Origin of the sequence: Micromonospora sp. S-DT3-3-22, from assembly GCF_015354745.1 — a bacterium.
Taxonomy (GTDB): domain Bacteria; phylum Actinomycetota; class Actinomycetes; order Mycobacteriales; family Micromonosporaceae; genus Micromonospora; species Micromonospora wenchangensis.
In genome coordinates, this window is sequence record NZ_JACGMO010000035.1 from 1 (window position 1) to 23,193 (window position 23,193).

The window sequence follows — 23,193 nt, forward strand, 5'->3', positions numbered from 1 at the left end:
ACGACGCTCTTCCGATCTCGTGGGCCGGGGAGCCGGGGCCGGTCTCCCCGCCCCACCCGGCACCGGCGGCCGACCCGACCGGCAGACCGGCGTCCACGCTCCCGTCCGGCCGGCCGGCGACGTCCGGAGCCCCGGGCGGCGCGGCGTCCGGCAGGCCGGCGTCCGGGGGTCCGGGCGGCGCGGGGACGGCGTCCGACGCCCCGGTCGGTGGGCCGGCGGTGTCCGGGTGACCGGGTACGTCCGGGTGACCGGGCAGGGAGCCGGCGTCGGTGCCTGCGGCGGGCGGGCGCGGGTGGTGCGCTCCGGCGGGCGCGGGAACGTCGTCGGCCGCCGGGTGGCCGCCGTCGTCGGGGGCGTCGGCCGGCGGACGGATGCCGTCGGGGTCACCGGCGGCCGGGTGGTCGTCCCCGTCGGCGTCCGGGTGTCCGGCCGCGGGATCCCCGCCGGCCCCGGCGTCGCCGCCGGGGAAGTCGCCGGCGGCCTGGGCGGCGCGCAGGCAGTAGAACGCGCCGGAACGGTAGTGCAGCAGGGCGGGGTCGGTGGGGCGCAGCGCGGCGGCCACCGCCGCGTTGGCCTCGTGCCCGGCCGAGCCGATCGTGTAGAAGCCCTCGTCGAAGCTGCGCAGCCACCGCGCGGCCAGGTCGAGCTGACGGCTGGTCACCTGCGCGTCGAACAGGGCGAGCAGCTGTCGCCCGGTCAGCGCGGCACCGGGCCGGACGGGTTGCCCGGGGTCACGCCGCCGCTCGGGCTCGGGCAACGCGCCCAGGGTCTCCCGGAACCGGTCGTCGAGATCTTGCGGGGTGGTCACGCGATCAGCATTACCGACGGAGGCCACGGTCGCCCACTCAGACACGACCCGACCGGGGTACGGCGCTGCGCCGCACCCCGCTGCGGACGGTCCCCGCAGGACACCGTCCCGCCCCGTTCCCGCAGAGTGGACAGCCGGGCGGAGGCCGGGGCGACGGCCGGCGACCCACCCGACCGCCGGGTCGGGCCGGGCCGGGGTGGCGGGCACACCGGCCGCCGGGCGCTGTTCGGCTGCCGGAGGCGGCGACGGTCTCCGGTCGTCACCTGACGGCCACCGTGGGTCGCGACGCTGCCGGGGTCAGGAACGCACCGGACCCCGGGGAGGCTCCCATGGCACTGTCCCGACGTACCGTCCTGCTCTCCGGCGCGGCGCTCGGCGCGGCCGGCGCGACCGCCGGCCGGTCCACGCCCGCCGACGCCGCCGACGGGCGTCCCGCCCGGCCGGTGGTCCCCGCCGGGCACCGGCCGCTGATCTGGCCGTTCACCCTCGGGGTGGCCTCCGGCGACCCCGACCACCAGGGGGTGGTGCTGTGGACCCGGTTGGCGCCGCAGCCGCTGGCCGGGGACGGCCTGGGCGGCATGCCCGGCCGGGCGGTCGAGGTGCAGTGGGAGGTGGCCGCCGACGAACTGTTCCGGCACGTCGTCCAGCGGGGTACGCAGACCGCCCGGCCCGAGTCGGCGCACAGCGTGCACGTCGAGCTGACCGGGCTGCTGCCGGGACGGGAGTACTTCTACCGGTTCCGGGCCGAGGGGCACCTCTCCCCCACCGCGCGTACCCGTACCGCACCCGACCCGGCGTCCCTGCCCACCGCGCTGGCGATGGGTTTCGTCTCCTGCTCCCACTACGAGCAGGGGTACTTCACCGCGTACCGGCGGCTGGCCGAGAGCGCGCCGGAGCTGATCCTGCACCTCGGCGACTACCAGTACGAGTACGCCCGGGAGTACGGCCCGGACCGGCCGCGCGGGCACGAGGGGCCGGAGACCCGGACGCTTGCCAACTACCGGCAGCGGCACGCCCAGTACAAGACCGACCCGGATCTCCAGGCGGCGCACGCGGTGGCCCCCTGGGCGGTGGTCTTCGACGACCACGAGGTGGAGAACAACTGGGCCGGCGCGGTGCCGGAGGAGCCGGACCCGGACTTCCTGGCCCGGCGGGCCGCCGCCTTCCAGGCGTACCACGAGAACATGCCGTTGCGGCGGGCGTCGGTGCCGCGCGGTCCGGACATCGCGCTGTACCGGCGGCTGCGCTGGGGCCGGCTGGCCACCTTCCACCTGCTCGACACCCGGCAGTTCCGCGACGACCAGGCGTGCGGGGACGGCTACCGGGACTGCCCGGCGGCGGCCGACCCGGGTCGCACCATCACCGGGTCGGCGCAGGAGCAGTGGCTGCTGGACGGGTTCCGGCGCTCCGACTCCCGCTGGGACCTGCTCGCCCAGCAGGTGTTCTTCGCCGCCCGGGACCGTGACCCCGGCCCGACCCGGCTGACCAGCATGGACGCCTGGGACGGCTACCTGGCTTCCCGGGACCGGATCACCCGGGGCTGGGTGGCGGCCGGGGTACGCAACCCGGTGGTGCTCACCGGCGACGTGCACGCGCACTGGGCGGCCGATCTTAAGCTGGACTACCTCGACCCGGCGGCGCGGACGGTCGGCACCGAGCTGGTCTGCTCCTCGGTCACCTCGGGCGGGGACGGTTTCGACTCGGCCAGCGGCTCGCACCCCTGGCTGCGTACCAACCCGCACCTGCGGTTCCAGAACGACCTGCGCGGTTTCGTCCGGACCACGATCACCCCGGCGCAGCTCAGCGCGGACTTCATGGTGCTGCCGTACGTGAGCCGGGCGGGCGCGCCGGCGTACCCCCGGGCGTCGTTCGTGGTCGAGGACCGGGTGCCCGGCCTGCACCAGACGTACGACCGGCCGCCGTCCACCGCCCGCGCCCGGCCGGTGGACCGGGACCGGTACACGGTCGAGACGGAGACCGGGCTGCGCTGAGCGGCTGACCCGGGGCCGGCCGGGGCCCCTGGTCAGCCCGGGGGCGGTCGGGTCAGCCGGGGCCCGCCGGGGTCAGCCGGGGAGGAAGGAGAAGCGGACCTGGCGCGACGGGTTGTCGCCGTTGGGGTCGACCAGGCAGACCGACTGCCAGGTGCCGAGCTGGAGCCGGCCGCCGAGCACCGGCAGCGTCGCGTACGGCGGGACGAAGGCGGGCAGCACGTGGTCGCGGCCGTGGCCGGGCGAGCCGTGCCGGTGCCGCCAGCGGTCGTCGGTGGGCAGCAGGTCGTCGAGGGCACGCAGCAGGTCGTCGTCGGAGCCGGCGCCGGTCTCGATGATCGCCACCCCGGCGGTGGCGTGCGGCACGAAGACGTGCAGCAGGCCGTCGCCCTGCCCGGCGACGAACCGTTCGGCCTCGGCCGTGATGTCGGCGACGGTGGGACGGGAACCGGTCCGGACGGTGATCACCTCACTGCGCATACGGCGCATTCTGCCGCATCCGCCGCGCCGCCGCCGTCGGCCGGGGCCGTGCCGGCCCCCGTCGGCCGGCACGGTCGCCCACGCAAAGTTACCGACGGGTACCTGTGTTCAGCGTCGCGTCTGGGGGAGCTAGACGTGACGACGGGTGCCACCAGAGGGCAGGATGGCGCTAGAGACCTATCCCACACACAACCGAGGGAACGCCTGTGGCTACGGAACGCAAGCGCCCGGTGATCACCGCTGGTCTGCCGAGCCAGCTTCCGGACATCGACCCTGAAGAGACCGGCGAATGGGTCGAGTCGCTCGACGGTGTCATCGACGAGCGCGGAACCAAGCGCGCCCGGTACGTCATGCTGAGCCTGCTGGAGCGGGCCCGTGAGCGGCAGGTCGGGGTTCCGTCCCTGACCACCACCGACTACATCAACACCATCGCCCCGGAGCAGGAACCCTGGTTCCCGGGTGACGAGCACATCGAGCGGCGGATCCGGGCGTACGTCCGGTGGAACGCGGCGATGCTGGTGCACCGGGCGCAGCGGCCGGAGATCGGCGTCGGCGGGCACATCTCCACCTTCGCCAGCTCCGCCTCCCTCTACGAGGTGGGCTTCAACCACTTCTTCCGGGGCAAGAACCACCCGGGCGGTGGCGACCACATCTTCTACCAGGGCCACGCCTCCCCCGGCATGTACGGGCGGGCGTTCCTGGAGGGCCGGCTCTCCGAGAACCAGCTCGACGGGTTCCGGCAGGAGCTGTCGCACCCGGGCGGCGGGCTGCCGTCGTACCCGCACCCGCGGCTGATGCCGGACTTCTGGGAGTTCCCCACGGTCTCCATGGGCCTGGGCCCGATGAACGCGATCTACCAGGCCCGGTTCAACCGCTACCTCCAGCACCGGGGCATCAAGGACACCTCCCAGCAGCACGTCTGGGCGTTCCTCGGTGACGGCGAGATGGACGAGGTCGAGTCGCTCGGCGCGATCGGCGTGGCCGCCCGCGAGGAGCTGGACAACCTCACCTTCGTGATCAACTGCAACCTCCAGCGGCTGGACGGGCCGGTCCGCGGCAACGGCAAGATCATGCAGGAGCTGGAGGCGTTCTTCCGGGGGGCCGGCTGGAACGTGATCAAGGTGGTCTGGGGCCGGGAGTGGGACCCGCTGCTCGCCGCGGACACCGACGGCGCGCTGGTCAACCTGATGAACACCACCCCCGACGGTGACTACCAGACCTACAAGGCGGAGTCCGGGGCGTACGTGCGGGAGCACTTCTTCGGCCGCGACCAGCGGACCCGCAAGATGGTCGAGCACCTGTCCGACGACGAGATCTGGAACCTCAAGCGGGGCGGGCACGACTACCGCAAGCTCTACGCGGCCTACAAGGCGGCCACCGAGCACACCGGGCAGCCGACCGTGATCCTGGCCAAGACCATCAAGGGCTGGACGCTGGGCTCGCACTTCGAGGGCCGCAACGCCACGCACCAGATGAAGAAGCTGACGCTGGACGACCTGAAGTTGTTCCGCGACCGCCTCTACCTGGACATCCCGGACAAGGTGCTGGAGGAGAACCCCTACCTGCCGCCGTACTACACGCCGGGCGAGTCGTCGGACGAGCTGGCCTACCTGCGGGAGCGGCGGGAGCAGCTCGGCGGTTACCTGCCGTCCCGACGGACCAGCCACAAGAAGCTGGCGATCCCGGGGCCGGAGCGGTTCGCCGACGTCAAGCGCGGCTCGGGCAAGCAGAAGGTGGCCACCACGATGGCCTTCGTCCGCCTGCTCAAGGACATCATGAAGGACAAGGAGTTCGGCAAGCGCTGGGTGCCGATCATCCCGGACGAGGCACGCACCTTCGGCCTCGACTCGATCTTCCCGACCGCGAAGATCTACTCGCCGCACGGCCAGCGGTACACCTCGGTCGACCGGGAGCTGTTCCTGTCGTACAAGGAGTCGACCACCGGGCAGATCCTGCACGAGGGGATCAACGAGGCCGGTTCGGTCGCCTCGTTCACCGCCGCCGGCACCTCGTACGCCACCCACGACGAGCCGATGATCCCGATGTACATCTTCTACTCGATGTTCGGGTTCCAGCGCACCGGTGACGGCTTCTGGGCGGCGGCCGACCAGATGGCCCGGGGCTTCGTCCTCGGCGCGACCGCCGGCCGGACCACGCTCAACGGTGAGGGCCTCCAGCACGAGGACGGCCACTCCCTGCTGCTGGCCGCCACCAACCCGGCGGTGGTCGCCTACGACGCGGCGTTCGGGTTCGAGCTGGCCCACATCGTGGAGAACGGCCTGCACCGGATGTACGGCGAGGCGCAGGAGAACGTCTTCTACTACCTCACCGTCTACAACGAGCCGATCCACCAGCCGGTCGAGCCGTCCGACGTGGACGTCGACGGGCTGCTCAAGGGCATCTACCGGTACGCGGCGGCCCCGCAGGTCGACGGCCCGAAGGCGAACATCCTGGCCTCCGGCACCGGCATGCAGTGGGCCCTCAAGGCCCAGCAGCTGCTCGCCCAGGACTGGGGGGTGGCCGCCGACGTCTGGTCGGTGACCTCCTGGACGGAGCTGCGCCGCGACGCGGTGCTCTGCGAGGAGCACAACCTGCTCAACCCGGGCGCGGAGCAGCGGGTGCCGTACATCCAGCAGAAGCTGGCCGACGCCGACGGCCCGAAGGTCGCGGTCAGCGACTGGATGCGCGCGGTACCGGACCTGATCGCCCGCTGGGTACCGGGCGACTACACCTCGCTCGGCACCGACGGCTTCGGCATGTCGGACACCCGGCACGCGCTGCGGCGGCACTTCCACGTCGACGCCGAGTCGGTGGCGGTGGCGACGCTGCGGCAGCTCGCCCTGCGCGGCACGGTGCCGGCCGGCGTCCCGGCCGAGGCCGCCAAGAAGTACGCGATCGACGACGTCAACGCCGCCCCGGTCGGCGAGACCGGCGGGGACAGCTAGCCCCCACCGGTACGACGCAGGGCCCGGCGCGGCGCGCCGGGCCCTTTCGCGTCGCTCCGTCGCGTCAGCCGACGGCGGCCAGGTCGGTGAGCCGGGCCAGCGACTCCTCCAGGTCGGCGCCGACCCGGCGCAGCCCGAGGCGCAGCAGGGCGCCCTTGACCGGGCCGGCCGGCCAGCGGACCACGATCAGCCGGACGATGGTGCCGCCCTCCTCCTCGTCGGCGGTGAGCTGCACGTAGATCTCGGTGCGCGCCTCGGCGCGGGCCCCGGCCCCCCTGGCGCGTTCCCGCCAGCCGATCAGGGTGGGTTCCTGGTAGGCGATCACCTCGGCCTCGTGCGCCGAGCCGCGCCCGGCCTGGACGAGTTGTCGTCGGCCGAAACCCTCCCCCGAGAGGACCTCGGCGGCCCGGACCCCGGCCAGCCAGGCGGGCAACTGCTCGGCCCGCTGTACGACTTCCCAGACCGCTTCCACCGGCGCCGTCACGTGCGCACTGCGTTCGACGAGGATCATTCTGTTCTTCCCCCACTGAGGACATCCGCGATATTCCGCACTCTATGCGCTAAATCGGACTTACCGGGACGTGTTTGGTAAAGACACGCCGAAAACCCTTGCGCCCGCATTGCTTCGCGCCTATAGCGCTCGGGGACTTCGCGCCCTAGAGTGCGAACACGTTTCGCGTTCTGGGAGGGTGGATGACGACCGCACCGATCCCCGGTTTCCCCGCCGGTTTCCGTTGGGGGGTGTCCACCTCGGCGTACCAGATCGAGGGGGGCGCCACCGCCGACGGCCGGGGACCGTCCATCTGGGACACCTTCGCGCACACCCCCGGCCGGATCATCGACGGCAGCACCGGCGACGTAGCCTGCGACCACTACCACCGGCACCGGGAGGACGTCGCGCTGCTGGCCGGGCTCGGGGTGTCGGCGTACCGGTTCTCGATCGCCTGGCCCCGGGTGCGGCCCGGCGGCACCGGCCCGGTCAACGCCGCCGGCCTGGACTTCTACGACCGGCTCGTCGACGACCTGCTGGCCGCCGGCATCGACCCGGTCGCCACCCTGTTCCACTGGGACCTGCCGCAACCGCTCCAGGACGCCGGCGGCTGGCTGAACCGGGACACCGCCGCCCACTTCGCCGAGTACGCCGACCTGACCGCCGAACGCCTCGGCGACCGGGTGAAGCTCTGGATCACCCTCAACGAGCCGTTCATCCACCTGAGCCTCGGCCACGGCACCGGGGAACACGCCCCCGGTCAGACGCTGCTCTTCGACTCCTTCCCGGCCGCCCACCACCAACTGCTCGGGCACGGGCTCGCGGTCGCCGCGCTGCGCGCCCGCAGCAGCTCCCCGGTGGCCATCGCCAACAACTACTCGCCGGTCGTCCGGCACGGCGACACCGACGCCGACCGGGCCGCCGCAGCGGCGTACGACGCACTGCACAACCACCTGTTCACCGACCCGCTGCTGGGCCGGGGCTACCCCGACGGCTTCGACCCGGGCGTGGTACGCGACGGCGACCTGACAGTGATCGCCGCGCCGCTGGACGTACTCGGGGTCAACTACTACAACCCGACCGGGGTACGCGCCCCCGAGGAGGGCTCCCCGCTGCCGTTCGACCTGGTCCCGCTGGAGGGCTACCCGCTGACCGCGTTCGACTGGCCGGTGGTCCCCGACGGGCTGCGTACCCTGCTCGTCGGCCTGCGCGACCGGTACGGCGACGCGCTGCCCCCGATCCAGATCACCGAGGGCGGCTGCGCCTGGGACGACGTCCCCGACGCCGACGGCCGGGTGCACGACCCGGACCGGATCGCCTACCTCGACGGGCACCTGCGCGCCCTGCGGGCCGCCATCGACGAGGGCGTCGACGTGACCGGGTACTTCGTCTGGTCGCTGCTGGACAACTGGGAGTGGGCCGAGGGCTTCACCAAGCGCTTCGGCCTGGTGCACGTCGACTTCGCCACCGGCACCCGCACGCCCAAGTCCTCGTACGCCTGGTACCGGTCCCAGGTCGGCCGGGGGTGACCACCGTCGACCCGACGCCGGCCTCGCTGCCGGCGGCGCTCGCCGACCCGGTCGTCCCGGTACGGCGCAGCTGGATCGCGTTGATCTTCGCGGCCAACCTCGGCGTGTGGATGGCCTTCTTCACCCCCATCCAGGTGCTGCTGCCGCAGCAGGTGGAACGGATCTCGCCGGACCACAAGGAGGCGATGCTGGCCGTCGTCACCGGGCTGGGCGCGCTCGCGGCGGTGCTGGCCAATCCGCTCGCCGGGGCGCTGTCGGACCGTACCTGCCTGCGCGTCGGCGGGCGGGAGTTCGGCCGCCGGCACGTCTGGACCGCCGGTGGGGCGGTGCTCGGCGCGCTGGCGCTGGTGCTGCTGGCCCGGCAGCAGACCATCGCCGGGGTGGCGCTGGGCTGGGTCGCCGCCCAGGTCTGCTTCAACGCGATGCTGGCCAGCCTCACCGCCGGCATTCCGGACCGGGTGCCGGTCGTGCAGCGCGGTGGCGTCTCCGGCTGGGTGGGCATTCCGCAGGCGCTCGGCCTGGTGCTCGGCGCGGTGCTGGTCACCGCCCTGGTCAGCGGCACCGTGCCCGGCTACACGGCGATGGCGTTGGCGGTGCTGCTGCTGTCGCTGCCGTTCGCGTTCCTCACCCCTGACGACCCGCTGCCCCGGCAGCACCGCCCGCCGCTGCGGCTGCGCGCGCTGGTCGCCTCGATGTGGATCGACCCGCGCCGGCACCCGGACTTCGCCTGGGCCTGGATCACCCGGTTCCTGGTGCAGATCGGCAACGCCCTGGGCACCCTCTACCTGCTGTACTTCCTCACCGACGGGGTGCGCTACCCCGACCCCGAGGGCGGGCTGCTGGTGCTGATCCTGCTCTACACCCTCGGCATGATGCTCACCGCCGTGGTCGCCGGGATGCTGTCCGACCGGTCCGGCCGGCGCAAGGTCTACGTGATCGTCTCCGGGGTGGTGATGGCGGTGGCCGCGCTGCTGCTGGCGGTCGCGCCGACCTGGCCGATGGCGCTGGTCGCCGCCGTGCTGCTCGGTGCCGGTTACGGCGTCTACCTGTCGGTCGACGCGGCGCTGATCACCGAGGTGCTGCCGCGCGCCACCGACCGGGCCAAGGACCTCGGCGTGATCAACATCGCGAACTCCGCGCCGCAGGTGCTCGGCCCGGCGCTGTCCGCCCCGATCGTGGTGCACCTGGGCGGCTACCCGACGCTGTACGCGGTGACCGCCGTGGTGACCCTGCTCGGCAGCGCCCTGGTCCTCAAGATCCGCGGCGTCCGCTGACCACCGGCGGCGACCCGACCGGTCCGGTCCCGGCCGGGCCCCGGGGCGACGGCGTCCCGGCCCCCTGGGGAAACCGGGTCGCACCCGGCCGTAGGCTGGACGGCGTGACGGTACGTGTGCGCTTCGCCCCTTCCCCGACCGGTATGTTCCACGTCGGCGGCGCCCGCTCGGCGCTACAGAACTGGATCTTCGCCAAGCAGCAGGACGGGGTGTTCGTGCTGCGCGTCGAGGACACCGACGCCGCCCGCAACAAGCCCGAGTGGACCGAGGGCATCCTGTCCGCGCTGGAGTGGATCGGCATCGCCCGGGGCAGCTACGAGGGCCCCTACTTCCAGTCGGCGTACGCCGGTGAGCACCGGGCCGCCGCCCAGCGGCTGCACGACGCCGGCCGGGCCTACTACTGCGACTGCACCCGGGAGGCGGTGCAGGCCCGTACCGGCTCGCAGTACCAGGGCTACGACGGCTTCTGCCGGGACCGGGGCCTGCCGCCCGGCGAGGGGCGGGCGCTGCGCTTCCGTACCCCCGACGAGGGTGCGACCGTGGTGGTCGACCTGATCCGGGGCGAGCCGACCTTCGAGAACAAGCTGATCGAGGACTTCGTCATCGCCCGGGGCGACGGTTCCCCGGTGTTCCTGCTCGCCAACGTCGTGGACGACATGACGATGGGGATCACCCACGTGATCCGGGCCGAGGAGCACCTGCCGAACACCCCGAAGCAGCAGCTCCTCTGGGACGCCCTGGGCGTCAAGCCGCCGATCTGGGCGCACGTGCCGGTGGTGGTCAACGAGAAGCGGCAGAAGCTCTCCAAGCGCCGCGACAAGGTGGCCCTGGAGGCGTACCGGGACGAGGGTTACCTCGCCGCCGCGATGCGCAACTACCTGATGCTGCTCGGCTGGGCGCCCTCGGGCGACCGGGAGATCGTGCCCTGGTCGGTGATCGAGGAGGAGTTCCGGTTGACCGAGGTCAACCCCTCCCCCGCCTTCTTCGACGAGAAGAAGCTGCGCGCGTTCAACGGCGAGTACATCCGGGCCCTGCCGGTCGACGAGTTCGTGGCCGCCTGCCAGCCGTGGCTGACCGGCACCGGCACCATCGCGCCGCCGCCGTGGCAGCCGGCGGAGTTCGACGCCGACGCGTTCGCCGCGGTGGCGCCGCTGGCGCAGACCCGGATCGCGGTGCTCAGCGAGATCGTGCCCAACGTCGACTTCCTCTTCCTCGCCGACCCGCTGATCGACGAGGCGGCCTGGGCGAAGGCGATGAAGGAGGGGGCGGCCGAGCTGCTCGACGCGGCCGTCGCCGGCTACACGGCGCTGGAGTCCTGGGACACGGAGTCGCTGAAGTCGACGCTGGAGGCGGTCGGCGCGGAACGCGGCCTCAAGCTGGGCAAGGCGCAGGCCCCGGTCCGGGTGGCGGTCACCGGCCGGACCGTCGGGTTGCCGCTGTTCGAGTCGCTGGAGGTGCTCGGTCGGGAGCGCACCCTGGCCCGGCTGCGCGCCGCCCGGCTCCGCCTGGTCTAGCCACCACGGCACGATGCGGGGCCCACCGGTGACCGGTGGGCCCCGCGTCGGTGTCCGGTCAGGTCCGGGTGGAGCGGCGGCGGCGCAGGAACAGGCCCCCGGCGAGCGCGGCGAGCAGCACCAGGCCGCCGGCCGCCGCCCAGAGCCAGCCCCGGCCGGCGTCGTCGGTGCCGGTCGCGGCAACCGGGGTGGCCGACGGGGAGTCGGGTGCCGCACTGCTCGGCGACGGCGACGGCGTGGGGTTGGCCGACGGGGTGACCGACGGCGACGGGGGCGCGGCGGCGGTGCCGGTGGTGAGGGTGAACCGCACCTCCCCCTTGACCGGGTGGCCGTCACTGGACGGCAATTGATAGTCGACGATGTACAGTCCGGCCGCGCCCGGGGCGAACGGCACCCTGACCCGGCTGCCGGAGAAGGTCGGCTCGCCACCGGCGGCCGGGATGTTGTCCGGACCGGTGACTGTGATCTTCGTCCTGTCCGGATCGAGTTTGGCCAGGAAGCGCAGCTCGACCGCGGCCGGCGCGGTGGCGACCTTGGCCCCGTTGGCCGGATTACTCCCGGTCAGCGAGTTGTGTGCGAACGCCGGCGACGCCGGCAACAGCGCCACGCCGAGCGCCACGCCGACGAGCACTGGCACCGCCCGCACCAGCCGTGGGACCCTGCCCCCCATGAAGCCCTCCGCAAAGGTACGATCCGCCCGCTGATCGCGCGGCTGAGAATTGGTCGTTCCAGGATCGCAGATAGTTCCACATATTGTTCCCAGAGCTGCATCCGAGCGATGTTCCAGGAAGTCTGTGCGGTGGGGCCGGCGCTGCCCGGTCACGCACCGATGCCGACCGAGCCGCGCGTGACCCGCAGCACAGCCATCCATCGAACGGGGCGAGGAGGCGGCGATGGTCGACAGGGTGAGGCGACTGCTGGCAGCGGTCGCCGTGGGCGTGGCGGCGGCGGTGCTGCTCGGCACCGGGACGGCCGCGCAGGCGGCCGGGACGCACCGGACGGCACCGAAGACGCCACCCGCCGGAGTGGACATCACCGGGGTCGGGCTGACCGAACCGCTACGCCTGCGCACCGACACCGCCCCCACCCACGTGGTCGCGGTCATCGACCAGGTCAGCTGGTTCGGCCGCACCGGTGAGGCCAAGGGGCCCAAGGCCGCCGACCTCGGTCCGAAGTACACCATCGTGGTGCTCGCCGGGGACGCCCCCAAGCAGACGTTCGACCTCTACCCGCTGGCCAAGGGCGGCCCCCGGGCCTTCCGGCCGGCCAAGCAGCCCGACCAGCGCAAGACCACCGCCGGCTGGTTCCTCGGGCGGCTCAGCATGTCCGAGACGCTGCGCGCCGCCGGGGTGCCGCTGGAGCGGCAGCTCGACACGGTCAGCGGCGGCGTCGGTGGCGGCGAGCGGGTCCTTACGGACGACGCCCTCAACCCGGGCCGGGACATCGACGACGCGATCGCCGAACTCCAGCGGCTGCTGCTGCTCAACGTGGGCGTGATGCTGGTGATCACGCTCGGTCTGGCGGGCATCGCCCTGCTGGTCCGCCGCCGCACCCGCTGACCTCCGGCCGGCCGCCGATGCCGGCCCGCACAGCCCCGCCGGTCCGGCGCGGTGCACCCGCGCCCCGGTGCCGGTCAGGCCGGCCGGTCGGCCGCCGTGCCCGCCGCCGACCACACCGCCAGCACCACCTTGCCCCGGACGTGCCCGGCCTCGACCAGCCGGTGCGCGTCCGCGGCCTGGGCCAGCGGGAGCACCCGCTCGATGTGGACGGTGAGCCGGCCCGCGTCGACCAACGCGGCCAGCAGCCCCAGGTCCGTCGAGGACGGCTGCGCGAACAGGTAGCTGCCGCCGAGCCGGGTGACGTGTTCCGGGTCGGCGACGGAGACCAGCCGGGCCGGGCGGGACAGCAGCGCCGCCGACACGTCCAGCGCCGACCCGCCGAACAGGTCGAGCGCCACGTCCACCCCGTCGGGCGCGAGCGCGCGGAGCCGGTCGGCCAGGCCGTCGCCGTGGGCGACCGGTTCGGCGCCCAACGACCGGACGAAGTCGTGGTTGGCGGGGCCCGCCGTGCCGATCACCCGGGTCGCCCCCAGCGCCCGCGCCACCTGCACCGCGAGATGCCCCACCCCGCCCGACGCGCCGTGCACCAGCACGGTGTCCCCCGCGCCGGTGCCGGCCCGCCGCAACGCCTGGTAGGCGGTCAACCCGGCCAGCGGCAGGCCGGCCGCCTCGGCCCAGGACGCCCGCGCGGGCCGGACCGCCAGGCAGCGTTGCGGGGCGGGGACCAGTTCGGCGTAGCTGCCGTACTGGAGGTGGTCGCGACGGACGTACCCGATCACCTCGTCGCCGACGGCGAACCCGGTCACCGCCGGACCGGCCGCCACCACCACACCCGCCGCGTCCCAGCCGGGCACCAGGGGGAAGTGCGCGGGGATCGCCCCGGCCAGCTGCCCGGCGCGGATCTTCGCGTCGACCGGGTTCACCCCGGCGGCGCGGACCCGCACCAGCACCGTGTCCGGCCCCACCGGGGGGTCGGGCAGCTCCCGCAGGGCCAGCCGGTCGGCCGTACCCCACCCGTCGATCGCGATCGCCTGCACGTCACCCACGCTAACGGCCGACGGGCCGTCAGGTGATCAGCACCAACGGTGTGGCGGGCGTTGGACACGCTGCCGACGCCGGCCGGGGCGGACCGGGCCGTGCCGGTGCGCGCCGGCCCACCCGGCCAGGTCGCTGCGGCAGGCACGGGCCGGGGTGTCCGGCTGACCGGTCGGGCCGGGTTCCGCCGCCGGTCGGGATGCCGCGCCGTCGACGGTCTCGGTGCCGCGCTGGCGGGGCAGTGTCAGCTCGTCGTCGGCCCGCTCGGCCGCCCGGCAGACCTGCTCCGTGGCCATCCGGCGGTGCGGTCGGGCCGCCGGCGGCTGGTCGGGGTGGCCCGGTCGGCAGGGTTCGCCCTGGGCGCAGCCGTGGTCGGCCTCCCCGTGCGCCATCCCGGTCTCCTCACACTCGCGTCGCCCGCCGGGACGACACCCCGGCGCGGCAGTGCCACCGTACTGGCCGGCACCGACGCGCCGTGCAGCGCGTACCCCCGGTGTCAGGACCTCGGACGACGCGGGAAGATCGTCTCCCAGACCGGGAACGCGACCAGCCAGATCAGCAGCCCGACGGTGAGGTTGCGGATCCAGTTCGCCAGCTCCCGGGTGCGCTCGGCGTCCCCGACGACGACGATCGCGGCGGCCAGCAGGGCACAGGCGACGGCCCAGCCGAGCAGTGCCTTGCCCCATTCCCGCCACTCGTGGCGGGCCCGCGCCCAGCCGTACCGGGGTGGTTTCACCGGCGGCGGGCCGCCCGCGAAGCGGTGGGCGAAGCGCTGGTCGGCCCACCGGATCACGGAGTGCCCGAACGCCACCGAGAACCCGAGGTAGACGGCGGCCAGCCCGTGGGTGGCGTCCGCGGTGGCCCCCCGGCGCAGGTCCACCGCCGCCGCGCCCAGCAGCACCAGGTCGACCAGGGGGACGCAGACCAGCAGCGCCGCGCCCAGCCGGGGCCGGCGCAGCGGGTACCGGGCGACCAGCCCGGCCGCGAGCAGCACCCAGAATCCGATCTCACACCCGACGATGACCGCCAGCAGCATGTCCACCTCCCCGTCCCGGTCCAGCGTGCCGGGGCGGGCCGGTGGTCACCTCACCGGCGGGGACGAGTTCCGGGTCCCTCCTTCGGCGGAGCGGCGGCCCCGCGTACCCCCTTCGGCGGACGGCCGACCGGGCGGCCTCCTCCGCAGGTGGGAGGGGCACCGGCCCGGGGTGTGGTGAGATCGGGACCATGCGGATGCCGGGCTGGGTCGGCTCCGGCCGGCCGGGACGCGACCTGGCCCTGGCCGGGGTGTCCCTGGTCGGCGGCCTGGCGGCCTACGGTGTCGGCCTGCAACCGCAGTTCGGCTGGGCGCCGGACGTGCCACGGGTGTCCTTCCTGGTGCCGCTGCTGGCGGTCAGCGTGGCGGTCGGGCTGCGCCGGGTGGCCACCCGTACCGGCCTGGCGGTGGGCACGGTGGCGGTGCTCGCCGACGCCGCGCTCGGCGTGTCGGTGGGCACCACGGTGATCTACACCCAGGTGTTGTACGACACGTGCGTGTACGGCCCGCCCCGGTGGTGGCGCTGGCTGTTGCGGGTCACCGTCGGGCTCAGCGTCGGCGGCACGGTGCTGGGCCTGCTCTGGTGGGGCTGGCGGGGTGCCGCCGTCGGGATGCCGTTCGCGCTGTTCGGGGTGCTGCCGGTGGTCACCGGGATCAGCGTGCGGCAGTACCGGGACCAGGCGGCGACCGAGCGGGCCCGCGCCGAGCAGACCGCCCGGCTGGTCGAGCTGGACCGGCGGCAGGCGGTGCTGGCCGAACGGGCCCGGATGGCCCGGGAGCTGCACGACGTGGTGGCGAACCAGCTCAGCGCGGTGGCCCTGCACGCCACCGCCGTGCTCGCCGCCCCCGGGCTGGACCGGCCCCGCATCGACGCGGCGCTGCGGGTGATCCGGGAGAGCAGCGTGCAGGGCATGGCCGAGATGCGGCAGCTCATCGGGCTGCTGCGGGAGCCGTCCGTGGACCCGGTGCAGGAGGCCACCCGGGTCCGGCTGGACGAGTTGGACCGGCTGCTGGCCCGGATGGCCGACGCCGGGCTGCGGGTCCGGGCGACGGTGCAGGGGCCGCCCCGGGAGCTGCCGGTCGGGGTCGACCTGGCGGCGTACCGGATCGTGCAGGAGTCGTTGACCAACGCGTTGCGCCACGGTACGGGCACCGCGGAGCTGACCGTGGCGTACCGGCCGACGGAGGTGGCGGTGACGGTGGAGAATCCGGTCCGCTCCGGCGGGCCCGGTGCCGGCGCGGGGCTGCCGGCCGGGGGCGCGGGCCTGATCGGGATGCGGGAGCGGGCCGCCCTGCTCGACGGCGAGTTCACCGCCGGCCCCGGGGACGGCTGCTGGCGGGTGCGGGCGACGCTGCCGGCCGGGGAGCGGCCGTGACCGCCCCGGTCCGGGTGGTGCTGGCCGACGACCAGGCGGCGGTCCGGGCCGGTCTGGTGCTGATCCTGGCCGGCGCGCCGGAGATCGAGGTGGTGGGCGAGGCGGCCGACGGGGAGACGGCGGTACGGCTCTGCCGTGAGCTGCGTCCCGACGTGGCGGTGCTGGACATCCGGATGCCCCGGCTGGACGGGGTGTCGGCGACCCGGGAGATCGTCGCCGCCGGCACGGCCGACGTGCTGGTGCTGACCACCTTCGACCTCGACGAGTACGTCTTCGGCGCGCTGCGTGCCGGGGCGGCCGGTTTCCTGCTCAAGGACACCGACGCGGCCGGTCTGGTGGCGGCGGTGCGGACGGTGGCCCGGGGCGAGGGGGTGATCGCCCCGACGTTGACCCGGCGGCTGATCTCGGCGTTCGCGGCGACCGCGCCGGCCGTCGACGGGGCGGACCGCGCCGCGGTGGCCGGGTTGACCCCCCGGGAGCGCGACGTGCTGGCCTGCCTGGGCGTCGGCCTGTCCAACCGGGAGATCGCCGACCGGCTGGCGGTGGCGGAGAGCACCGCGAAGACCCACGTGAGCCGGGTGCTGGCGAAGTTGGCGCTGCGCAGCCGGGTGCAGGCGGCGATCCTGGCGCAGGAGCTGGCGCTGCCCGCACCCCCACCATGATATAGATTTTGGTCTATTGACTGACGGTCCGCGACGGTCATAGGGTGCGAGCGGAACCGTGGGCTTTCCGGCCGGCGACCGTGGTCCGACGCCGCGCCCGACCGGAGCTCCGACGGGGATCGGAGGAATCGTCATGATCGCGTCCAGGCGGTCCGTCCTGACGGCGGCCGGCATCCTCGCCGGCACCACCATCGTCGCCCTCGGCATGACCACGGTGGCCGGCGGCGCACCCGCCACGGCCACCCCGGCCGGCGGCTGCACCGCCACGGTCCGGGTCGACTCCCGCTGGGGCAGCGGCGCAAGCGGCGGCCAGATCGTCACCTTCACCGTCGCCAACACCGCGTCGTCGACCGCCAACCGGTGGACGGTCACCTGGCCGCTCACCGACGGCCAGCGGATCGTGTCGTCCTGGAACACCTCGGTCAGCGCGACGGGTGGCACCGCGACCGCGACCAACACGTCGTACAACGGGGTGCTGACGCCGGGCGCGTCGACCACCTTCGGCGTGCAGCTCGCCGGCCCCACCACCACGCCGACGCCGAGCTGCACCAACGACGCCGCCCCGCCGACCACCGCCAGCCCGCCGACCGGCGCCGACGTCACCGTCCGCGAGGCCGACAACCAGCGCACCGTCACCCTGTTCGTCGGGCAGACGCTGGGCGTGACCCTGGCGGCCGACTACCTGCCGGTCACCACCACCGGGAGCGCGCTGACCCCCGTGTCGACCAGCGGCGGCTACCCGACCGGGCAGCCCCTCGTGGCGACGCTGCGGGCCGTGGCCCCGGGCACCGCCGAGCTGACCACCAGCACCGACCACGCCTGCCGGCACGCCACCCCGCCGTGCGCCCTGCCGACCGTGCTGTGGACGCTGCACGTCGCGGTCCTCGACGTGCCGCCGACCGACGCCGGGCAGACCGTCGTCGTCTCCGCGCCCGACAACCAGCGGGACCTCACGCTGCGCGTCGGTGACACGCTCGTGGTCAGCCTGGCCAGCAACTACCTGCCCCCGACGCTCTCCCCCGCCGGGGTCGTCGTGCCCCACGAGGTGGCCGGCGGCTACCCAAGCGGCCAGCCGCTCGTCGCCCGCTACGTGGCGACCGCGCCCGGCCGGGTCGACGTCTCCACCATCACCGACAACCTCTGCCGGCACGCGCCCACCCCCTGCCCGTCCCCCCAGGCGCGCTGGGTGGTGCACGTCACCGTCACCAACTGACCGCCACCCCGCCGACCTGCGCCCCGACGCCCGGCGACCCGCCCCCCGGCGGGTCGCCCCGGAGCCGACGTCGAGTCCCTGCTCAGGGCATGTCACGCTGGAGCGGTGAGCGAGCCGGACGGGAGGGAACTGACGGCCACCCTGCGCCGGATCGAACGGGCGGCGGGGGCGCTGGCCACGGCCAGCGTGGTCCGGATGGACGAGAGCCTGCCCTGGTTCCGTGAGCTGCCGGCCGAGCAGCGTTCCTGGGTGATGCTGGTGGCGCAGGCCGGCGCCCGGTCGCTGGTCGAGTGGCTGGGGTCCGGCGGCGGCACCACCGACAGCACCCAGGAGGTCTCCGACGAGGTCTTCGCCACCGCGCCGCTGGCCCTGGCCCGGTCGATCAGCCTCCAGCAGACGGTGGCGCTGATCAAGGTGACCATCGACGTGGTCGAGGAGCAGGTGTCGCACCTGGCCGCGCCCGGTGAGGAGCAGCAGCTGCGCGAGGCGGTGCTGCGGTTCTCCCGGGAGATCGCCTTCGCCGCCGCCCGGGCGTACGCCCGCGCCGCCGAGTCCCGGGGCTCCTGGGACGCCCGGTTGCAGGCGCTGCTGGTCGACGCCCTGCTGCGGGGGGACTCCCCCGACGTGCTGGCCAGCAGGGCCGCCGCGCTGGGCTGGGCGGACGCCCCACCGGTGGCGGTGGCGGTGGGCCGGTCCCCCGGCGGGGAGGTGTCCGCCGTGCTGCACACCGTCTACCGGTACGCCCGCCGGATCGGGGTGGAGGTGATCGGCGGCGTGCACGGCGACCGGCTGGTGATCGTGCTCGGTGGCGCGGCCGACCCGATGGCCGCCACCGAGAAGCTGCTTCCCGGGTTCGGCGACGGCCCGGTGGTGGTCGGTCCCGCCGTACCCAGTCTGGACGAGGCGACGGACTCGGCGCGGGCCGCGCTGGCCGGCTACCGGGCGGCGCCGGCCTGGCCGACCGCGCCCCGGCCGGTGCCGGCGGCCGACCTGCTGCCCGAGCGGGCCCTCGCCGGCGACGCCGAGGCCCGCCGCCTGCTGCGCCACGACGTGTACGCCGCCCTGGTCCGCGCGGGCGGGGAGCTGCTGGAGACGTTGGACGCCTTCTTCGCCGCCGGCGGGACGCTGGAGAGCGCGGCCCGCGCCCTGTTCGTCCACCCCAACACGGTGCGTTACCGACTGCGTCGGATCGCCGAGGTGACCGGATTCTCCCCGCTGACCCCCCGGGACGCGTTCGCGCTCCAGGTGGCGCTGACGGTCGGCCGGCTGGACCCGATCGTCCCGGCGGGCGCGCCCGGTCCGAGCCAGAAATGACACCGGGTGACCGGTGAGCAGGGCCGCTAGGCGACGATCACGGCCGATGTTTGTAGGAACCCTCCAAGAGTTCTAGTGCGGTTTGGTGTCAGCCCGCACAGCGCTTACCCCGGGGTATCGGGAAGAGTCATAGACGTGCTCGCCGTCCTCTCTCCCGGCCAGGGTTCCCAGAAGCCCGGCTTCCTGACACCGTGGCTCGCCCTGCGCGGCGTCGAGTCACGGCTGCGCTGGTGGTCGGTGCCGGCCGGGGTCGACCTGGTCCGGCTCGGCGCCGAGGCCGACGCCGACGAGATCAGGGACACCGCCCGCACCCAGCCGCTGCTGGTGGCCTCGGCCCTGGTCGCGGCCGAACAGCTTCCCCTGCACGACGTGAACCTGGTCGCCGGGCACAGCGTCGGCGAGCTGGCCGCCGCCGCGCTCGCCGGGGTGTTCTCCGCCGAGACCGCGGTCACCCTCGCCGGGGTACGCGGCCGGGAGATGGCCGACGCCTGCGCGCTGACCCCGACCGGGATGGCCGCCGTGCTCGGCGGCGACCCCGACGAGGTGCTCGCCGCGCTGGACACCCACGGCCTGCACCCGGCCAACCGCAACGGCGGCGGCCAGATCGTCGCCGCCGGCACGCTCGACGCCCTGGACAAGCTCGCCGCCGAGCCGCCGGCCAAGGCCCGGATCATCCGGCTGCAGGTCGCCGGGGCGTTCCACACCCCGTACATGGGCCCCGCCGAGCAGGCGCTGGCCGCCGTCGCCGCCGGGATCACCCCGTCCGCCCCGGCCCGGCTCCTGCTCTCCGACCTCGACGGCGCTCCCGTCGCGCACGGCCGGGAGCTGGTGCACCGGCTGGTCCGGCAGGTCACCGCGCCGGTGCGCTGGGACCTGTGCATGCGGACGCTGGCCGACCTGGGCGTCACCGGCGTGCTCGAACTGCCCCCGGCCGGCACCCTCGCCGGGCTGGTCAAGCGGGAACTCAAGGCCACCGGCGTACCGGAGATCGTCACCCTGAACACCCCCGCCGACCTGCCCGCCGCCCGGGACCTGATCGCCCGGCACAGCGGCCCGCCCGGTCACCGCCCGACCGACCGCACCCGGGTCGTCGTCGCCCCCGCCGTCGGCACCTTCGCCCCGGCCGAGGGCCTCACCGAGGGCACCGAGCTGAGCGCCGGCCAGGTGCTCGGCCAGGTGACCACCCGGCTGGGGCCGGTCGAGGTCACCGCCCACGACAGCGGCCCGCTCACCGAGTGGCTCGCCCACCCCGCCGACCCGGTCGCGCCGGGCCGACCCATCGCCCGCATCGGAGGCCAGGCATGAGCGGCAGTCGGATCGTCGCCCTCGGGCACTACCAGCCCTCCCGGGTGGTGACCAACAACGACATCGCCCAGTTCGTCGACACCAACGACGAGTGGATCAGGGACCGGGTCGGCATCGTCAGCCGGCGCATCGCCGACGGCGAGACGGTCGCCGACATGGCCACCGCCGCCGCCGACAAGGCGCTGGCCAACTCGGGCCTCACCGCCGCCGACATCGACCTGGTCGTCGTCGCCACCTGCACCTCGATCGACCGCAGCCCGAACGTGGCCTGCCGGGTCGCCGCCAAGCTGGGCATCACCGCCCCCGGCGCGTTCGACCTGAACACCGCGTGCTCCGGCTTCGCGTACGCGCTGGGCACCGTCGACCACGCCATCCGGGCCGGCGCGTCCCGCAACGCGCTGGTCATCGGCGCCGAGAAGCTCTCCGACTTTACCGACTGGACCGACCGCTCGACCTGCATCATCTTCGCCGACGGCGCGGGCGCGGCGGTGGTCACCGCCACCACCGGCGACGAGCCGAGCGGGATCGGCCCGGTGGTGTGGGGCTCCGCGCCGGACAAGAGCGACGCGGTACGCATCGAGGGCTGGCGGCCGTACATCGCGCAGGAGGGGCAGTCGGTGTTCCGCTGGGCCACCACCGCGCTGGCCCCGCTGGCGCTGCAGGCGTGCGAGAAGGCCGGCGTCGACCCGTCCGAGCTGGCCGCGTTCGTGCCGCACCAGGCCAACTCGCGGATCATCGACGGCATCGCCAAGCGGCTGAACATCCCGCAGGCGATCATCGCCAAGGACATCGTCGAGTCCGGCAACACCTCGGCGGCGAGCGTGCCGCTGGCCCTGTCCAAGCTGGTCGAGCGGCGGGAGGTGCCCTCGGGCGCGCCGGTGCTGCTGTTCGGCTTCGGCGGCGGGCTGACCTACGCCGGTCAGGTCGTCCGCTGCCCCTGAGACCCGACGCGGTCGGCGACCGCGGCGCACCGCCAGCCGGCGGAGAACAAACCCCGATGAGAGGAACCCACCGTAATGACCCGTGACGAGATCACCTCCGGCCTCGCCGAGATCCTCGAAGAGGTTGCCGGGGTGAACCCGGACGACGTGGCCGAGGGGAAGTCCTTCACCGACGACCTCGACGTCGACTCGCTCTCCATGGTGGAGGTCGTGGTCGCCGCCGAGGAGAAGTTCGGCGTCAAGATCCCGGACAACGAGGTGCAGAACCTGAAGACCGTCGGGGACGCCGTCAGCTTCATCGAGGCGCAGTCCTGAGATGAGTCACGTCGACGTCGTCGTCACCGGGCTCGGCGCGACCACCCCGCTGGGCGGGGACGTCGCGTCGACCTGGGATGCCATGCTCGCCGGCCGCTCCGGGGTGAGTCCGCTCACCCAGGAGTGGGCCGGCCAGCTCCCGGTCCGGATCGCCGCCCAGCTCGCGGTCGATCCGAGCGAGGTGCTGGACCGGGTCAAGCTGCGCCGGCTGGACCGTTCCGAGGCGATCGCGCTGATCGCGGCGCAGCAGGCCTGGGCGGACTCGGGGCTCGCCGACTCCGGGCTGGACCCGGAGCGGTTGGGGGCCAGTGTCGGCTCCGGCATCGGTGGCGCCCTGACGCTGCTCGCCCAGGACGACATCCTGGAGGCGTCCGGCCCGCGCCGGGTCTCCCCGCACACCATCCCGATGCTGATGCCGAACGGCCCCGCCGCCTGGGTGGGGTTGGAGCTGGGCGCGCAGGCCGGGGTGCACTCGGTGGCGAGCGCCTGCGCGACCGGCGCGGAGGCGATCGCGCTCGGCCTCGACATGATCCGGTCCGGTCGGGCCGACGTGGTGGTGGCCGGCGGCACCGAGGCGGTCATCCACCCGCTGCCGATCGCCGGGTTCAGCTCCATGCGGGCCATGTCGACCCGCAACGACGAGCCGGAGCAGGCCTCCCGCCCGTGGGACAAGGGCCGCGACGGCTTCGTCCTCGGTGAGGGCGCCGGCATCCTGGTGCTGGAGCGGGCCGACCACGCCGCCGCCCGGGGCGCGCACGTCTACGCCCGGCTCGCCGGAGCGGGCATCACCTCCGACGGGTACGACATCGTGCAGCCGCACCCCGAGGGGGCCGGCGCGATCCGGGCCATCGCCAAGGCGATCGCCGACGCCGACGTGGCCAAGGCCGACATCGTGCACGTCAACGCGCACGCCACCTCGACCCCGGTGGGCGACCTCGCCGAGATCAAGGCGCTGCACCGGGCGCTCGGCGACCACCCGGTGCTGACCGCCACCAAGTCGATGACCGGGCACCTGCTCGGCGCGGCCGGCGCGTTGGAGTCGATCGCCACGATCCTGACCATCCGCGACGGCGTCATCCCGCCGACGATCAACCTGGACGACCCGGACGACGGTCTGGACATGGACGTGGCCGCGAACAAGGTCCGCCACCTGGACGTGCCCGCCGCGCTGAACAACTCGTTCGGCTTCGGCGGTCACAACGTCGCCCTGGTCTTCACCCGCCCCTGACGGCACCACCGGCCCACCGACCCCGGCACTCCGGGGTTGGTGGGCCGTCGGGTGACGGTGGGCGAGCGGGGCCTGTCGACGGGTGGTGGGCCGCCGCTGATCTTCTCAGCATCCGGTCGGGACCAGCGCGTTCACCGGATACTAGCCGGTCGGAAATTTCGCGGAAATCGCCTCTTCCTAGCTT

At 74.1% G+C, this 23,193-nt stretch carries 20 protein-coding genes and 1 pseudogene; 14 read left to right on the forward strand and 7 right to left on the reverse strand.

Annotated features, from left to right (window positions below; genetic code table 11):
* A pseudogene (locus H1A17_RS34390) lies at nt 1–808 on the reverse strand (transketolase); the annotation flags it as partial.
* Nucleotides 809–1,137: 329 nt separating this feature from the next.
* Here H1A17_RS34390 and H1A17_RS12865 point away from each other — a divergent pair.
* On the forward strand, nt 1,138–2,799 hold the full coding sequence (locus tag H1A17_RS12865; RefSeq protein WP_194821946.1) for an alkaline phosphatase: 1,662 nt from the start codon (nt 1,138–1,140) through the stop codon (nt 2,797–2,799).
* A 72-nt stretch (nt 2,800–2,871) separates the two neighbouring features.
* Here H1A17_RS12865 and H1A17_RS12870 read toward each other — a convergent pair whose 3' ends face one another.
* Nucleotides 2,872–3,276, reverse strand: coding sequence for a YjbQ family protein (locus H1A17_RS12870; protein WP_168222548.1), 405 nt, complete (start codon nt 3,274–3,276; stop codon nt 2,872–2,874).
* A 206-nt stretch (nt 3,277–3,482) separates the two neighbouring features.
* Here H1A17_RS12870 and aceE point away from each other — a divergent pair, with 206 nt between their 5' ends.
* Entirely contained in the window at nt 3,483–6,221 is a 2,739-nt protein-coding gene (gene aceE / locus H1A17_RS12875) for a pyruvate dehydrogenase (acetyl-transferring), homodimeric type (RefSeq protein WP_194821947.1), read from the forward strand.
* Nucleotides 6,222–6,285: 64 nt separating this feature from the next.
* On the opposite strand, the gene H1A17_RS12880 is transcribed toward aceE, so the two are convergent.
* Nucleotides 6,286–6,732 (reverse strand): SRPBCC family protein, encoded by a 447-nt coding sequence (locus tag H1A17_RS12880; RefSeq protein ID WP_088644846.1) that lies wholly within the window; start codon nt 6,730–6,732, stop codon nt 6,286–6,288.
* Nucleotides 6,733–6,914: 182 nt separating this feature from the next.
* Here H1A17_RS12880 and H1A17_RS12885 point away from each other — a divergent pair, with 182 nt between their 5' ends.
* The 3 genes from H1A17_RS12885 to gltX all read left to right on the forward strand — a co-directional run bounded on the left by H1A17_RS12885 (nt 6,915) and on the right by gltX (nt 11,028).
* The gene (locus H1A17_RS12885; protein WP_145921151.1) at nt 6,915–8,240 is read left to right on the forward strand and encodes a GH1 family beta-glucosidase; all 1,326 of its coding nucleotides are present in this window, start codon (nt 6,915–6,917) and stop codon (nt 8,238–8,240) included.
* Nucleotides 8,237–9,514, forward strand: a complete 1,278-nt coding sequence (locus H1A17_RS12890; RefSeq protein ID WP_194821948.1) for an MFS transporter — start codon at nt 8,237–8,239, stop codon at nt 9,512–9,514. The genes H1A17_RS12885 and H1A17_RS12890 overlap by 4 nt, the downstream gene beginning before the upstream one ends.
* Nucleotides 9,515–9,630: 116 nt before the next feature.
* A complete protein-coding gene (gene gltX, locus H1A17_RS12895; RefSeq protein ID WP_194821964.1) occupies nt 9,631–11,028 on the forward strand; it encodes a glutamate--tRNA ligase in 1,398 nt (465 codons plus the stop codon).
* A gap of 58 nt (nt 11,029–11,086) precedes the next feature.
* On the opposite strand, the gene H1A17_RS12900 is transcribed toward gltX, so the two are convergent.
* A complete protein-coding gene (locus H1A17_RS12900; RefSeq protein WP_145921154.1) occupies nt 11,087–11,698 on the reverse strand; it encodes a copper resistance CopC family protein in 612 nt (203 codons plus the stop codon).
* 223 nt (nt 11,699–11,921) lie between these two features.
* Between H1A17_RS12900 and H1A17_RS12905 the strand changes: the two genes are divergently transcribed.
* On the forward strand, nt 11,922–12,587 hold the full coding sequence (locus H1A17_RS12905; RefSeq protein WP_145921155.1) for a hypothetical protein: 666 nt from the start codon (nt 11,922–11,924) through the stop codon (nt 12,585–12,587).
* 74 nt (nt 12,588–12,661) lie between these two features.
* On the opposite strand, the gene H1A17_RS12910 is transcribed toward H1A17_RS12905, so the two are convergent.
* The 3 genes from H1A17_RS12910 to H1A17_RS12920 form a co-directional block, all read right to left on the reverse strand.
* Nucleotides 12,662–13,624, reverse strand: coding sequence for an NADP-dependent oxidoreductase (locus H1A17_RS12910; RefSeq protein ID WP_145921156.1), 963 nt, complete (start codon nt 13,622–13,624; stop codon nt 12,662–12,664).
* A 36-nt stretch (nt 13,625–13,660) separates the two neighbouring features.
* Nucleotides 13,661–14,014 carry a hypothetical protein gene (locus tag H1A17_RS12915; protein WP_145921157.1) on the reverse strand — a complete coding sequence of 118 codons (354 nt, stop codon included), beginning with the start codon at nt 14,012–14,014 and terminating at the stop codon, nt 13,661–13,663.
* A 104-nt stretch (nt 14,015–14,118) separates the two neighbouring features.
* Complete coding sequence (locus tag H1A17_RS12920; protein ID WP_194821949.1) at nt 14,119–14,658, reverse strand: hypothetical protein; 540 nt, start codon at nt 14,656–14,658, stop codon at nt 14,119–14,121.
* Between the two features lie 188 nt (nt 14,659–14,846).
* On the opposite strand from H1A17_RS12920, the gene H1A17_RS12925 reads away from it, so the two are divergent.
* The 8 genes from H1A17_RS12925 (at nt 14,847) to fabF (ending at nt 23,009) form a co-directional block, all read left to right on the forward strand.
* Nucleotides 14,847–16,031 carry a sensor histidine kinase gene (locus H1A17_RS12925; protein WP_228543454.1) on the forward strand — a complete coding sequence of 395 codons (1,185 nt, stop codon included), beginning with the start codon at nt 14,847–14,849 and terminating at the stop codon, nt 16,029–16,031.
* Complete coding sequence (locus H1A17_RS12930; RefSeq protein ID WP_145921159.1) at nt 16,028–16,693, forward strand: response regulator transcription factor; 666 nt, start codon at nt 16,028–16,030, stop codon at nt 16,691–16,693. Before H1A17_RS12925 ends, H1A17_RS12930 begins: the two co-directional genes overlap by 4 nt.
* Nucleotides 16,694–16,826: 133 nt before the next feature.
* Nucleotides 16,827–17,906, forward strand: a complete 1,080-nt coding sequence (locus tag H1A17_RS12935; RefSeq protein ID WP_194821950.1) for a cellulose binding domain-containing protein — start codon at nt 16,827–16,829, stop codon at nt 17,904–17,906.
* A gap of 78 nt (nt 17,907–17,984) precedes the next feature.
* Nucleotides 17,985–19,220 carry a CdaR family transcriptional regulator gene (locus H1A17_RS12940; RefSeq protein WP_228543461.1) on the forward strand — a complete coding sequence of 412 codons (1,236 nt, stop codon included), beginning with the start codon at nt 17,985–17,987 and terminating at the stop codon, nt 19,218–19,220.
* A 135-nt stretch (nt 19,221–19,355) separates the two neighbouring features.
* Nucleotides 19,356–20,525 carry an acyltransferase domain-containing protein gene (locus tag H1A17_RS12945; RefSeq protein WP_194821951.1) on the forward strand — a complete coding sequence of 390 codons (1,170 nt, stop codon included), beginning with the start codon at nt 19,356–19,358 and terminating at the stop codon, nt 20,523–20,525.
* Complete coding sequence (locus tag H1A17_RS12950) at nt 20,522–21,466, forward strand: beta-ketoacyl-ACP synthase III (protein ID WP_145921163.1); 945 nt, start codon at nt 20,522–20,524, stop codon at nt 21,464–21,466. Before H1A17_RS12945 ends, H1A17_RS12950 begins: the two co-directional genes overlap by 4 nt.
* 75 nt (nt 21,467–21,541) lie before the next feature.
* The gene (locus H1A17_RS12955; protein WP_067313076.1) at nt 21,542–21,781 is read left to right on the forward strand and encodes an acyl carrier protein; all 240 of its coding nucleotides are present in this window, start codon (nt 21,542–21,544) and stop codon (nt 21,779–21,781) included.
* A gap of 1 nt (nt 21,782) precedes the next feature.
* The gene (gene fabF / locus H1A17_RS12960) at nt 21,783–23,009 is read left to right on the forward strand and encodes a beta-ketoacyl-ACP synthase II (RefSeq protein WP_145921164.1); all 1,227 of its coding nucleotides are present in this window, start codon (nt 21,783–21,785) and stop codon (nt 23,007–23,009) included.
* Nucleotides 23,010–23,193 lie beyond the last annotated feature (184 nt).